This is a genomic window from Pseudomonas benzenivorans (assembly GCF_033547155.1).
Classification (GTDB): Bacteria; Pseudomonadota; Gammaproteobacteria; order Pseudomonadales; family Pseudomonadaceae; genus Aquipseudomonas; species Aquipseudomonas benzenivorans_B.
Window position 1 is genome coordinate 2,229,823 of sequence record NZ_CP137892.1, and the last position, 13,740, is coordinate 2,243,562.

11 protein-coding genes are annotated in these 13,740 nt (G+C 66.0%); 8 read left to right on the forward strand and 3 right to left on the reverse strand.

Translation table 11 applies throughout. The features are described 5' to 3' along the window. The first annotated feature begins 84 nt into the window (after nucleotides 1-84). From gorA to SBP02_RS10165, 4 genes are all read left to right on the forward strand, one after another. Nucleotides 85-1,443 (forward strand): glutathione-disulfide reductase, encoded by a 1,359-nt coding sequence (gene gorA, locus SBP02_RS10150; RefSeq protein ID WP_318646267.1) that lies wholly within the window; start codon nucleotides 85-87, stop codon nucleotides 1,441-1,443. A gap of 7 nt (nucleotides 1,444-1,450) precedes the next feature. Further along, nucleotides 1,451-2,074, forward strand: a complete 624-nt coding sequence (locus SBP02_RS10155) for a trimeric intracellular cation channel family protein (protein WP_318646268.1) — start codon at nucleotides 1,451-1,453, stop codon at nucleotides 2,072-2,074. Nucleotides 2,075-2,076: 2 nt separating this feature from the next. Further along, nucleotides 2,077-2,457 carry a VOC family protein gene (locus SBP02_RS10160; protein ID WP_318646269.1) on the forward strand — a complete coding sequence of 127 codons (381 nt, stop codon included), beginning with the start codon at nucleotides 2,077-2,079 and terminating at the stop codon, nucleotides 2,455-2,457. A 172-nt stretch (nucleotides 2,458-2,629) separates the two neighbouring features. Beyond that, nucleotides 2,630-3,754: a CapA family protein gene (locus SBP02_RS10165; protein WP_318646270.1), complete on the forward strand. Its 1,125-nt coding sequence runs from the start codon at nucleotides 2,630-2,632 to the stop codon at nucleotides 3,752-3,754. A 16-nt stretch (nucleotides 3,755-3,770) separates the two neighbouring features. Here SBP02_RS10165 and SBP02_RS10170 read toward each other — a convergent pair whose 3' ends face one another. Both SBP02_RS10170 and SBP02_RS10175 read right to left on the reverse strand, forming a co-directional pair. Next, a complete protein-coding gene (locus SBP02_RS10170; protein WP_318646271.1) occupies nucleotides 3,771-4,463 on the reverse strand; it encodes a phosphoribosyltransferase in 693 nt (230 codons plus the stop codon). A gap of 190 nt (nucleotides 4,464-4,653) precedes the next feature. Further along, nucleotides 4,654-5,667, reverse strand: a complete 1,014-nt coding sequence (locus tag SBP02_RS10175) for a zinc-dependent alcohol dehydrogenase family protein (protein WP_318646272.1) — start codon at nucleotides 5,665-5,667, stop codon at nucleotides 4,654-4,656. Between the two features lie 207 nt (nucleotides 5,668-5,874). On the opposite strand from SBP02_RS10175, the gene SBP02_RS10180 reads away from it, so the two are divergent. From SBP02_RS10180 to SBP02_RS10195, 4 genes are all read left to right on the forward strand, one after another. Continuing rightward, on the forward strand, nucleotides 5,875-6,792 hold the full coding sequence (locus tag SBP02_RS10180; protein WP_318646273.1) for a LysR family transcriptional regulator: 918 nt from the start codon (nucleotides 5,875-5,877) through the stop codon (nucleotides 6,790-6,792). Between the two features lie 150 nt (nucleotides 6,793-6,942). Then, on the forward strand, nucleotides 6,943-8,181 hold the full coding sequence (gene mexE, locus SBP02_RS10185) for a multidrug efflux RND transporter periplasmic adaptor subunit MexE (protein WP_318646274.1): 1,239 nt from the start codon (nucleotides 6,943-6,945) through the stop codon (nucleotides 8,179-8,181). 13 nt (nucleotides 8,182-8,194) lie between these two features. Continuing rightward, nucleotides 8,195-11,371: an efflux RND transporter permease subunit gene (locus SBP02_RS10190; protein WP_318646275.1), complete on the forward strand. Its 3,177-nt coding sequence runs from the start codon at nucleotides 8,195-8,197 to the stop codon at nucleotides 11,369-11,371. After that, nucleotides 11,368-12,756, forward strand: a complete 1,389-nt coding sequence (locus SBP02_RS10195; RefSeq protein WP_318646276.1) for a TolC family protein — start codon at nucleotides 11,368-11,370, stop codon at nucleotides 12,754-12,756. Before SBP02_RS10190 ends, SBP02_RS10195 begins: the two co-directional genes overlap by 4 nt. Nucleotides 12,757-12,846: 90 nt before the next feature. On the opposite strand, the gene SBP02_RS10200 is transcribed toward SBP02_RS10195, so the two are convergent. Beyond that, on the reverse strand, nucleotides 12,847-13,581 hold the full coding sequence (locus SBP02_RS10200) for an SDR family oxidoreductase (protein WP_318646277.1): 735 nt from the start codon (nucleotides 13,579-13,581) through the stop codon (nucleotides 12,847-12,849). Nucleotides 13,582-13,740 lie beyond the last annotated feature (159 nt).

The window sequence follows — 13,740 nt, forward strand, 5'->3', positions numbered from 1 at the left end:
CCGTGTACATCCTCCAAGCATAGGCGTGGTGTGCAGGGTGGCGCGAGGTTTGCGGTATGCTGGCGACCTGCTAAGGAGGCTGACATGACCTATGACTTCGACCTGTTTGTGATCGGTGCCGGTTCCGGCGGCGTACGGGCCGCGCGCTTCGCCGCAGGCTTCGGCGCGCGCGTGGCGGTGGCGGAGAGCCGCTACCTGGGCGGTACCTGTGTCAATGTCGGCTGCGTGCCGAAGAAATTGCTGGTGTATGGCGCGCACTTCGCCGAGGACTTCGAACAGGCCACGGGCTTCGGCTGGTCGCTCGGCGAGGCCCAGTTCGACTGGTCGACCCTGATCGCCAACAAGAACAGCGAGATCCAGCGCCTCAACGGCGTCTACCGCAACCTGCTGGAAAGCAGCGGGGTGACCCTGCTCGAAGGCCATGCGCGCTTGCTCGATGGCCACAGCGTGGAACTGGACGGCCGGCGTTACAGCGCCCGACACATCCTTATCGCCACCGGCGGTTGGCCGCACATTCCCAAGTTCCCCGGCAGCGAGCATGCGATCAGTTCGAACGAGGCGTTCTTCCTCGAACAACTGCCCAGGCGCGTGCTGGTGGTCGGTGGCGGCTATATCGCCGTGGAATTCGCCTCGATCTTCCATGGCCTGGGGGCGCAGACCTCGCTGCTGTATCGCCGCGAGTTGTTCCTGCGCGGTTTCGATGGCGCGGTGCGCCGCCACCTGCGTGACGAGTTGAGCAAGCGCGGTCTGGATCTGCAGTTCAACAGCGACATCGTACGCATCGACAAGCAGGCCGATGGCAGCCTTCTGGCCACTTTGCAGGACGGCCGCACGCTGGAGGCCGACTGTGTGTTCTACGCCACCGGCCGCCGGCCGATGCTCGACAACCTGGGCCTGGAGAATACCGCGGTCGCGCTGAACGATGAGGGCTTCATCCGGGTCGACGAACACTTCCAGACCAGCGTTCCCTCGATCCTGGCCATCGGCGACGTAATAGGTCGAGTGCAGCTGACCCCGGTCGCCCTGGCCGAGGGCATGGCGGTGGCACGGCGGCTGTTCAAGCCAGACGAGTATCGCCGCGTCGATTACCAGACGATCCCGACCGCGGTCTTCAGCCTGCCGAATATCGGCACCGTCGGTCTGACCGAGGAACAGGCAAGGGCGGATGGCTTTCAGGTGAAGGTCTACGAGAGCAGGTTCCGGCCGATGAAACTGACACTCACCGAATGCCAGGAGCGCACCCTGATGAAGCTGGTGGTCGATGCCGCCAGCGACCGCGTGCTGGGGTGTCACATGGTCGGTCCGGAGGCGGGCGAGATCGTCCAGGGCCTGGCCGTCGCCCTGAAAGCCGGGGCCACCAAGCAGGTGTTCGACGACACCGTAGGCGTGCACCCGACCGCCGCCGAGGAGTTCGTGACCATGCGTACCCCGATTCCGACCTGAGGAACACATGGCACAACTCTTCTATCTGGCCGACCTGTTCGGCGTGGCGGTGTTCGCCATCACCGGTGCGCTGATGGCCGGACGCAAGTCCATGGATCTGTTCGGCGTGTTGGTCATCGCGGTGATCACCGCCCTCGGCGGCGGCACCTTGCGCGACCTGATTCTGGACAACCACCCGGTCAGCTGGATCCGCGACGACACCTATATCGCCGTGGCGACCCTGACGGCCGTGGGGACCGTCGTCTGGGTACGCTTGACCCGGCCGATCCACGAGACCGGCCTGTTGATCGCCGATGCCTTCGGTTTGTCCGTCTTCACCGTGATCGGCACCGAGGTGGCCATGCAGCACGGCGTGCCGCTCAGCACTGCGGTGATCATGGGCGTGATGACGGGCGTGGCGGGCGGGGTGATGCGCGACGTGATCTGCAACGAGATCCCGCTGATCTTCAAAAAGGAAATCTACGCCACCGCCTGCATCGCCGGTGCACTGGTGTTTATTGGCCTGCGCCTGCTCAACACGCCGCACTGGTTGGACACCGGCATTGCCATGCTGACCGTGCTGAGCATCCGCATGGCGGCCATTCGCTGGCGCTTTTCCTTGCCGCGTTTTCATTTGCTGGATCGAGACTAACGATGATCGAACGCCTGGATCACCTAGTGCTGACCGTTGCCGATGTCGGCGCCACCGTGGCGTTCTACGAGCGCGTACTCGGCATGCGCCATGAACTGTTCGGCAGCGGTCGCAGTTCTCTGGTGTTCGGCAAGCAGAAACTCAACCTGCATCAGGCAGGTCGCGAATTCGAGCCCAAGGCCGCGCGCCCGACACCGGGGGCCATCGATTTGTGCCTGATCAGCGACTGGCCCCTCGAGCGAATACTCAGCCATCTGGCTGAGCAAGGGGTCGAGATAGAAGAGGGGCCGGTCCTGCGAACAGGAGCACTCGGACCAATCGAATCGGTGTATTTCCGTGACCCGGACGGGAATCTGATAGAGATCGGTCGGTATTTGCGCTGAGCCTTCATCACTGTCGGCATAACCAACATTTAACATAATATACATTATGCGAAGTATTGGGTCGGTGCCACGGGGCGAGGGTGCTTGAATGCTGCCGCCGAACATTGCAGGCTGAACCAAGGGAATTCGATCAGAGGTTTAAGGGACGCCCGTGATCTCTCGGGAGGTTGCCATGCCTCACTGCAATCCGTGCATCACCCTGTTTCTCGGCGGCGACCTGATGTGCGCACGGGGCATCGATCAGATACTGCCTTACCCTGGTGACCCTCGTCTCCATGAGCCTTACGTCAAATGCGCCGGTGACTATGTGCAGCTGGCTGAACGGCGCAATGGGCCTATTCCCTGGCCGGTGGATTTCGCTTATGCCTGGGGCGTTGCCCTGGATGAATTCAGGCGTCGTCGCCCGGACCTTCGCCTGGTCAATCTGGAAACCGCAGTAACCCGTCGCGGGCGGCCACAACCCAAGGGCATCAACTACCGGATGAATCCCGCCAACCTGCCATTGCTGGAGGTGGCCGGGATCGACTGCTGTGCGCTGGCCAATAATCATGTGCTGGATTGGGGCGAGACCGGCCTGATCGACACGCTGCATGGCCTGAACGCCCATGGCTTGAGCCATGCCGGGGCCGGACTCGACCAGGAGGACGCCACGGCGCCGGCCATCCTGCCCCTGCCTGGTGGCCGGCTACTACTCTTTGCCTTCGCCACCGAGGACAGCGGCGTCCCGGCAGACTGGGCGGCCGCACCGCAGCGCGCGGGTGTCGCCCGCCTGGCTGATCTCTCGCGACAGAGCCTGGAGCAGATTGCGCAGCACATACAGACGGCCAAGCAGCCTGGGGACCGGGTGGTGGCGTCTATTCATTGGGGGGGCAACTGGGGCTTCGCCATCCCCGAGGAACAGATCGACTTCGCCCATGGCCTGATCGAAGAAGCCGGCGTGGACCTGCTGCACGGCCACTCCTCGCACCATATCAAAGCCATCGAGGTCTACCGGCAGCATCTGATCCTCTATGGCTGCGGCGACCTGCTGGACGACTACGAGGGCATCGATGGTTATGCCGCCTATCGTGGCGATCTGGGGCTGCTGTATTTCGCCGATCTGGACGCCCATGGTCGCCTGTCGTCCCTGGAGTTGCAGCCCACGCGTCAGCAACGTCTGAGCATTCAGAGAGCCGAAGGCGCGGACCGGCAATGGCTGCAGCATACCCTCAGCCGTGAGTGCGGACGGTTCGGCTGTACCGTCCGCCCGACCAGCGAGAACGGCTTCGCCCTGGTCTGGCCCGACTCACCACACTAGCGTCATGATCAGGGCGTCACCGATGCAAGGGCCGCCATTCGCCTTCGCGTTGCCAGGCGCGGTGGAGCAGATCGACCACCTCCTCGTCCGGCGTCTGGCCGAAATCCACGTACCAATGGCCGATAGCCATCAGCATCAGCGGTTCGCAGGGACAAACCAGTTCGTCGACCTGGCCACGCAGCTGCGCGGCACTCTCTGCGGCGGCGACCGGCACGGCGATTATGATGCGCGTCGGGGCCTGTTGGCGCACAGCCTGCACCGCCGCGTGCATGGTGGCGCCGGTGGCCACGCCGTCGTCGACCAGTATCACCTGCCGGTCACGCAGCACGGGCGCCGGCCGCTCGCCGCGATAGACCCGGGCCCGGCGCAGCAACTCCGCGGCCTCCCGTTCTGCGACGGCCTCGACGCTGGCTTGATCGACACGGGCACAGTCCAGAACATCGGGATTCATCACCCGCACTCCGCCACTGGCGATGGCACCCATGGCCAATTCCGCATGCCCCGGCACCCCGAGCTTGCGCACCAGCATCAGATCCAGGGGCGCCTCAAGTGCTGCGGCGATCTGATAGGCCACTGGCACGCCGCCGCGGGGCAAGGCCAGCACGATGACATCGGGGCGACGGCGATAGGCCGACAACAGTCGAGCCAGCCCCTGGCCTGCGGCGATTCGGTCGGGAATGGGAACGGGGATAAGGGCTTCCTGCGTCATCTTCGCACCCTCGGCAAGAAAGCTTTCTTAACTATGCCCCCGGCGACGCCCTCGATCCAGCGCCGCAGCCCTCCGTGCGGGACGTAGCGACAAGTGGAGCACCGCGCAGGACGCAGCTGGCGGAAACGGCAGGCCGAGTGCACGAGCCGCCGTCGAGCCGACGCAGGTCGGTCGGTGAACCTCTAGCGGATCAGACCTGCAGCACCACCCGCCCCCGGCTCGGACAGGTTTCCATCAGCTTGTGGGCTTCGACCACCTTGTCGAAGGGAAATACCTGGTTGATCAGTGGCCGCAGCAGGCCGTCGCGGGTCAGCTGATTGATGCCCTGCAGCGCCTTGGCCACCGCCGCCTCGTCCTGCGGGATGCCCAGTTCCTCCTTGCCGGTGAAGTTACCGATGCAGTGGACGAAGAACTGGATGTTCTTCTGGAACGCGGCACAAGCCGGAAACGGCGTCTCGTTGCCACCTTGCAGGCCGTACAGCACCAGGCGCCCGCGCGGTGCCAGGGCATCGCCGAGCAAGCACATCTGCGGCCCGCCCAGGGCATCCATGACGATATCGGCGCCACGCCCGTCGGTCAGCTTGATAACCCGACTGACCAGGTCCTGCTCCTCGGTGAGGATGATGTGATCGGCGCCCAGTTCACGGAGAAAGTCCCGGTCCTCGGCGTCCGCAGTCGCGGCGATCACCTTGGCCCCCAGGGCCTTGCCCAGTTGCACGATATAAGGTCCCCAACAACGGCTGGCCGCGGTCACCAGTACCGTCTCGCCGGGGGTCAGATGTGCCAGCTCGACGAAGCCGAACCAGCCTACCAGCGAGGGCAAGTAGTGCACGCTGGCCTGCTGCGGGGTCAACTGTTCCGGATAGCGCGTCAGCGAACTGCGCGGTAGTACCACTTCCTCGGCATAGGCGGGATAGCGGTTGACGTTGTGGCCCGGGAAACTGGCGACCTGGTCCCCTACTGCCAGGTCCTCGACCCCCTCGCCCACGGCCACCACTTCGCCGGCCAGTTCATGGCCTAGACCCGCTGGCAGCTGTGCCGGGGTGTTGGCCAGGTTCTGCCGCCAGAGCACGTCATACCAGCTGACGCCGACCGCCTGGGGACGGATCAGCACCTCGCCGGCGGCGGGCGACGGGCACGAGCGCTCTTCGATCTTGAGGACGTTGGCCTCGCCGAACTGATGGAAACGGATGATGCGGGACATCGCAAACCTCGCCGGTTGACCCCTATTGACCTCGACTTTATCCGGGCTTTATCGGCAATGCCACCAGCCAGGCCTGATATTCACCATGTCTGCCGGTGATGATTGCGTCAGCCACTATCAATGGAGTCGACTGGCGAGTTGCTTCTCGGCAGTGTTCGGCATTAGCCTGAACCGAGCAGCGCGCCCCCTCTCCAGAATGGACACCGGATGAACCGCAACGACCTCCGCCGAGTCGACCTCAACCTGCTGGTCGTGTTCGAAACGCTGATGCATGAGCGCAGCGTGACGCGCGCCGCGGAAAAGCTGTTTCTCGGCCAGCCGGCGATCAGCGCCGCCCTCTCCCGCCTGCGTGGCCTGTTCGACGACCCGCTGTTCGTCCGCACCGGCCGCAGCATGGAGCCGACGACGCGGGCCCAGGAGATCTTCTCCCTGCTCGGGCCGGCGCTGGACTCGATCTCCACGGCGGTCAGCCGCGCCGCCGAGTTCGATCCGGCCACCAGCACGGCGGTGTTCCGCATCGGCCTGTCCGATGATGTCGAGTTCGGCCTGCTGCCGCCGCTGATCAAGCGCCTGCGCGCCGAGGCGCCGGGCGTGGTGTTGGTAATCCGCCGTACCAACTACCTGTTGATGCCGGGGCTCCTCGCCTCCGGCGAGATATCCGTGGGCGTCGGCTATACGGAGGAGCTGCCGGCCAATGCCAAGCGCAAGGTGATGCGCCGTAGCAAGCCGAAGCTGCTGCGTGCCGACAGCGTGCCCGGGCCGCTGAGCCTGGACGACTACTGCGCGCGCCCCCATGCCCTGGTGTCCTTCGCCGGCGACCTTAGCGGTTTCATCGATAGAGAGCTGGAGGCGCTCGGCCGGCAGCGCCGCGTGGTGCTGGCCGTGCCGCAATTCAATGGCCTCGGCCCCCTGCTCAGCGGTACCGACATCGTCGCCACGGTGCCGGACTACACCGCCGATGCCCTGACTGCCTCCGGTGGCTTGCGTGCCGAGGACCTGCCGCTGGATGCCCAGACCTTCGAGCTGCATATGGCCTGGCGCGGCGCCCAGGACAACGATCCCGCCGAACGCTGGCTGCGCTCGCGCATCCAGATGTTCGTCGGCGATCCGGACAGCCTGGGCTGAGAGGCTCCCCCTGTCCCTCTATCGTCCGCATCGATAAAAGCAAGCTGTTCATCACTGCCGCTGATAGTCACCTTCGCGGTGTTCGATTCGTATTGCCCCGGATCGCGTCGCAGACTCCGCCCACTCCAAACTCAAGTGGCGGAACCTCACATGGAACAGCTCAACCACCTTTGGCGCCTGCCTCTGGCCCTTGCTGCAATAGTGACCCTCGGCGCCTGCGGTGAGTCGCCCCAGGCCACCGCGCAGATGCCGGCGGCCCAGGTCAGCGTCGCCGAAGTCATCGAACAGCCGCTCAACGAATGGGACGAGTTCACCGGGCGCCTGGAAGCGCCGGAGTCGGTGGAAATTCGCCCGCGCGTCTCCGGTTTCATCGACCGTGTAGCCTTTGCCGAAGGCAGCCTGGTGAAGCAGGGAGACCTGCTGTTCCAGATCGACCCGCGGCCGTTCCAGGCCGAGGTCAAGCGCCTGCAGGCCCAACTGCAACAGGCCCGGGCCAACCAGGCACGCACCGCCAGCGAGGCTAAGCGCGGCGAACGCCTGCGCAAGAGCAACGCGATCTCCGCGGAGCTGGCCGATGCCCGTGCCAGTGCCGCCCAGGAGGCCCAGGCGGCCGTGGCCGGTATCCAGGCCGAACTGGACAATGCCCGCCTCAACCTCAGCTTCACCCGGGTCACCGCGCCGATAGACGGGCGGGTCAGTCGCGCCGAAATCACCGCCGGCAACCTGGTCACGGCCGGGCAGAGCCTGCTCACCCGCCTGGTCAGCACCGACAAGGTCTACGCCTACTTCGACGCCGACGAGCGGGTATTCCTCAAGTACCTCGAGCTGGCGCGTCAGTCCGGCAGCGATGCCCGGGATGCCAGCCCGGTGTACCTCGGCCTGAGTAGCGAGGATGGCCACCCGCACCTGGGCCAACTGGACTTCCTCGACAACCAGGTCAACCCGCAGACCGGCACCATCCGCGGCCGCGCGGTGTTCGACAACCAGGACGGACGCTTCACCCCGGGCCTCTATGCCCGGCTGAAACTGGTCGGCAGCGGCACCTACGCCGCCACCCTGATTCAGGACGTTGCCGTCGGCACCGACCTGGGCAAGAAGTTCGTCCTGGTGCTCGGCGACGACAACACCGTCGCCTACCGTGCCATCGAGCTGGGGCCCAAGGTCGAAGGCCTGCGTATCGTCCGTGCGGGCCTGGGCAAGGGCGAGAAAATCGTGGTCAACGGCCTGCAGCGTGCCCTGCCCGGCTCGGCCGTCGACCCGCAGGAGGTGCCCATGGCCGATGCCGAGACCCTGGCTACCCTGGCCCGCCAGCGTAAGGCCGTCGAAGACCGCGATGCCCCCCGGGTTGCCGAACACGGCGAACGCACCGCCACTGCGCCGCGCGGCTAACAGGTAAACGACCATGAATTTCTCGCAATTCTTTATCCAGCGGCCGATCTTCGCCGCCGTGCTGTCGCTGCTGATCCTGATCGGTGGTGCCATCTCGCTGTTCCAACTGCCGATCAGCGAATACCCCGAAGTGGTGCCGCCCACCGTGGTGGTACGCGCCAACTTCCCCGGGGCCAACCCCAAGGTGATCGGTGAAACCGTCGCCTCGCCCTTGGAACAGGCCATCACTGGCGTGGAAGGCATGCTCTACATGTCGTCCCAGGCCACCGCCGACGGCAAGCTGACCCTGACCATCACCTTCGCCCTGGGCACCGAGCTGGACAACGCCCAGGTCCAGGTGCAGAACCGTGTGACCCGCACCATGCCGACCCTGCCCAGCGAAGTGCAGCGCCTCGGCGTGACCGTCGACAAGGCCTCGCCGGACCTGACCATGGTGGTCCACCTGACCTCGCCGGACGACCGTTACGACATGCTCTACCTGTCCAACTATGCCGCGCTCAACGTCAAGGACGAGCTGGCGCGGCTGGACGGCGTCGGCGACGTGCAGCTGTTCGGCCTGGGCAACTATTCGCTGCGCGTGTGGCTCGACCCGAACCAGGTGGCCTCGCGCAATCTCACCGCCAGCGATGTGGTCAATGCCATTCGCCAGCAGAACCGCCAGGTCGCCGCCGGCGCCCTCGGTGCGCCGCCCGCCGCCGGCGACAACAGCTTCCAGTTGTCGATCAACACCCAGGGCCGCCTGGTCAGCGAGGAGGAGTTCGAGAACATCATCGTCCGCGCCGGCGACAACGGCGAAATCACTCGCCTCAAGGACATCGCCCGCATCGAACTGGGCTCCAGCCAGTACGCCCTGCGTTCGCTGCTGAACAACAAACCGGCGGTGGCCATCCCGGTGTTCCAGCGGCCCGGCTCCAACGCCATCGCCATCTCCGATGCGGTGCGTGAGCGCATGGCCGAGCTGAAGCAGGGCTTCCCCCAGGGTGTGGACTACGAGATCGTCTACGACCCGACCATCTTCGTGCGCGGCTCGATCGAGGCGGTGGTACACACCCTGCTCGAGGCCATCGTCCTGGTGGTGCTGGTGGTGATCCTGTTCCTGCAGACCTGGCGCGCCTCGATCATCCCCCTGGCCGCCGTGCCGGTGTCCTTGATCGGTACCTTCGCGGTGATGCACCTGTTCGGTTTCTCCCTCAACGCCCTGTCGCTGTTCGGCCTGGTGCTGGCCATCGGCATCGTGGTGGACGACGCCATCGTCGTGGTGGAGAACGTCGAGCGCAATATCGGCCTGGGCAAGTCGCCGATCGAGGCCACCCGCCAGGCGATGAAGGAAGTCACCGGCCCCATTGTCGCCACCGCCCTGGTGCTCTGCGCCGTGTTCGTGCCGACCGCGTTTATCTCCGGTCTCAGTGGCCAGTTCTACCAGCAGTTCGCCCTGACCATCGCCATCTCCACGGTGATCTCGGCCTTCAACTCTCTGACCCTGTCGCCGGCCCTGGCCGCCGCCCTGCTGCGTCGCCACGACGCGCCCAAGGACGGCTTCTCCCGGCTGCTCGACCGGCTGTTCGGCGGCTGGTTGTTCGCCCCCTTCAACCGCGTGTTCGACCGCGCCAGTCACGCCTATGTCGGCACCGTGAAGCGCGTGCTGCGCGGCAGCTCCATTGCCCTGCTGGTCTATGGCGGCTTGATGGGCCTGACCTACCTGGGCTTCGCCAACACGCCTAGCGGCTTCGTGCCGCCCCAGGACAAGCAGTACCTGGTGGCCTTCGCCCAGTTGCCGGACGCCGCCACACTCGACCGCACCGAGGCGGTGATCAAGCGCATGTCGCAGATCGCCGGCCAGCACCCGGGGGTGGAGAACACCGTGGCCTTCCCGGGTCTGTCGATCAACGGCTTCACCAACAGCCCGAACAGCGGCATCGTCTTCACCCCACTCAAGCCCTTCGATCAGCGCACGGACCCGTCCATGAGCGCCGGCGCCATCGCCGGGGAACTGAACGCCCAGTTCGCCGGGATTCAGGACGCCTTTATCGCCATCTTCCCGCCTCCCCCGGTGCAGGGTCTGGGCACCATCGGTGGCTTCCGCGTGCAGATCCAGGATCGCGGCAACCTCGGCTACGAAGAGCTGTATAAGCAGGTGCAGAACGTCATCGCCAAGAGCCATGAAGTACCGGAGCTGGCCGGGCTGTTCACCAGCTACACGGTCAACGTGCCGCAGATCGATGCCGACATCGACCGGGAGAAGGCCATGACCCACGGCGTGGCGATCGACGACATCTTCGACACCCTGCAGGTCTACCTCGGCTCGCTGTATGCCAACGACTTCAACCGTTTCGGCCGCACCTACCAGGTCAACGTCCAGGCCGAGCAGCGCTTCCGCCTCGAGCCCGAGCAGATCGGCCAGCTCAAGGTGCGCAACAAGCGTGGCGAAATGGTGCCGCTGTCGACCTTCGTCAAGGTCGAGCCCAGCGCCGGACCGGATCGGGTGATGCACTACAACGGTTTCCTCACCGCCGAGATCAACGGCGGCGCGGCGCCCGGCTTCAGCTCGGGCCAGGCCGAGGCGGCGATGGAAAAGCTGCTCGCGGAAGAACTGCCCAACGGCATGAGCTACGAGTGGACGGACCTCACCTACCAGCAGATTCTCGCCGGCAACAGCGCGATCTACGTGTTCCCACTCTGCGTGCTGCTGGCCTTCCTGGTGCTGGCCGCCCAGTACGAAAGCTGGAGCCTGCCGCTGGCGGTGATCCTGATCGTGCCGATGACCCTGCTGTCGGCCATCACCGGGGTGATCCTGTCCGGTGGCGACAACAACATCTTCACCCAGATCGGCCTGATCGTGCTGGTGGGCCTGGCGTGCAAGAACGCCATCCTCATCGTCGAGTTCGCCAAGGAGAAACAGGAGGAAGGTCTGGACCGCATCGCTGCGGTGCTGGAGGCCTGCCGCCTGCGCCTGCGGCCGATCCTGATGACCAGCTTCGCCTTCATCATGGGCGTGGTGCCGCTGGTGCTGTCCTCGGGCGCGGGTGCCGAGATGCGCCAGGCCATGGGGGTGGCGGTGTTCTCCGGCATGCTCGGGGTGACGGTCTTCGGCCTGCTGCTGACCCCGGTGTTCTATGTGCTGATCCGCGCCTTCGTCGAAAGACGCGAAGCCCGCAAGAGCGCCACCGAACTGCAGAAGGTGAACGCATGAAACCCTTCATCCCTGCCCTGCTCGCCCTGGCACTGAGCGCCTGCGCCCTGGGCCCGGACTACCGGACGCCGGCGACCGCGCCGGCACAGCTGAGCCACGCCGCAGCAGCCGGCCATGACCGCTCGCGTTTCGAGGCGCTGTGGTGGCAGCAGTTCGAGGACCCGACCCTGAACCAGTTGGTCGAGCAGTCGCTCGAGGACAACCGCGAACTGCGGGTGGCCTTCGCCCGCCTGCGTGCCGCCCGGGCCATCCGCGACGATGTCGCCAACGATCGTCTGCCGACCGTTACCGGGCGCGCCAGCGGCGAGATCGGCAAGGCCCAGCAGCCCGGCGTCAGCGAACGACGGCTGAACGCCGAACGCTACGATCTGGGTCTTGATCTGGCGTGGGAGCTCGATCTGTTCGGCCGCATCCAGCGCCAGTTGGAGGCCAGCGAGGCGCAGATCGAGGTGGCCGAAGCCGACTACCAGCAGCTGCAGGTCAGCCTGATCGGCGAGCTGGTCGATGCCTATGGCAGCCTGCGTGGCGCCCAGCTGCGCGAAGGCATCGCCCGCGCCAACCTGGACAACCAGCGCGAGTCCCGCGCCATCACCGAACAGCTGCGCGATGCCGGCGTCGGCAGCGAGCTGGACGTGCTGCGCAGCGACGCACGCCTGGCCGCCACCGAGGCCAGCCTGCCGCAGCTGCAGGCCGAGCAGGTGCGTGCTCGCAACCGTATCGCCACCCTTCTCGGCCAGCGCCCGGAGCAGCTCAGCGTCGATCTGTCGGCGCAGCCGCTGCCGGCGATCGCCAAGGCCCTGCCGATCGGCGACCCGGCCGAGTTGCTGCGCCGGCGCCCCGATGTGCGGGCCGCGGAGCGGCAACTGGCGGCCGCCACCGCCAGCATCGGCGTGGCCACCGCCGACCTGTTCCCGCGGGTCAGCCTGAGTGGTTTTCTCGGTTTCACCGCCGGCCGGGGTTCGCAGCTGGGCGCCTCGGCGGCGCGTGCCTGGGGCGTCGCACCGACCATCGACTGGGCCGCTTTCGACCTGGGTAGCCTGCGCGCCCGGCTGCGCGGGGCCGAAGCAGAAGCCGAGGGCGCCCTGGCCAACTATGAACAGCGGGTGCTGCTGGCCCTGGAGGAGTCGGAGAACGCCTTCAGCGACTATGGCAAACGACAACAGCGCCTGCTCGCCCTGGTGCGCCAGTCCGAAGCCAGCCGCGCCGCGGCCGCGCAGGCTGCCGTACGTTACCGCGAAGGCACCGTGGACTTCCTGGTGTTGCTGGATGCCGAACGCGAACGGCTGGCCGCCGAGGATGCCCAGGCCCAGGCGGAAGTCGAGCTGTACCGCGGCATAGTCGCCATCTACAAGGCCCTCGGCGGCGGTTGGCAACCCCAGGCCTGATTCGACCTACTCCTAGGTTGGTGTCGCTCGCCAACCCTTTGCAGTCCCACGGTGCCGCTCCCGGCCGTGGGACTTTTTTTATTCGCCGGGCTAGATCAGTCCCCCGTTGACCCGCAACACCTGGCCATTGACCCAGGCGCCCTGCGCGCCGACCAGGAAGGCCACGGCATTGGCGATGTCCTGCGGCGTGCCCAACCGCTCCAGTGGGGCCTGCTTGGCCAGGCGCTCGACCATCTCGGCGCTCTTGCCACTGAGGAACAGGTCGGTTGCCGTGGGGCCAGGCGCTATGGCATTGACACAGATATGCCGTCCTCGCAGCTCCTTGGCGAATATCCGGGTGAGGCTCTCCACCGCCGCCTTGGACGCGGCATAGAGCGAATAGCCGGGTAGCGCCATGGCCACCGCGCTGGAGGAGAAGTTGACGATCCGGCCGCCCTCACGCAGGCGTGTCGCCGCCAGGCGCAGGGTGTTGAAGGTCCCCTTGGTGTTGGTCGCGAACAGGCGCTGGTACAGGGCGTCGTCGCTGTCGGCGAGACTGACCATGCCGGGCTGGATGATGCCGGCGTTGTTGATCAGGATGTCGACGGCGCCGAACCGCACTTCGGCCTGGTCGAACAGGGCTTCGACGGCGACCGGGTCGGTGACATCGGCCAGCACCGCATAGGCCTCGCCGCCGGCACGGACGATAGCGCGCACCACCTGCTCGGCATCGGCGGGTCGCGAGCTGTAGTTCACCACCACGCGGATACCGTCGCCGGCCAGCCGCCTGGCAATGGCCGCGCCGATTCCCCGTGAGGCGCCTGTGACTATGGCTACTTTCGACATGAGCACTCCTGGGCGTGGGGCTGGATGAGCATCCGCCCCAGGTCTGGGCGGATGCAGTGCAGGTCATACGCTGTGGTATAGCCGCCTTTGCCCCATCGCGTTCGACCGGCCATCCCCGACCCGGACGGAGGTGCAGCGCTCGACTGGCACTGCATGGGC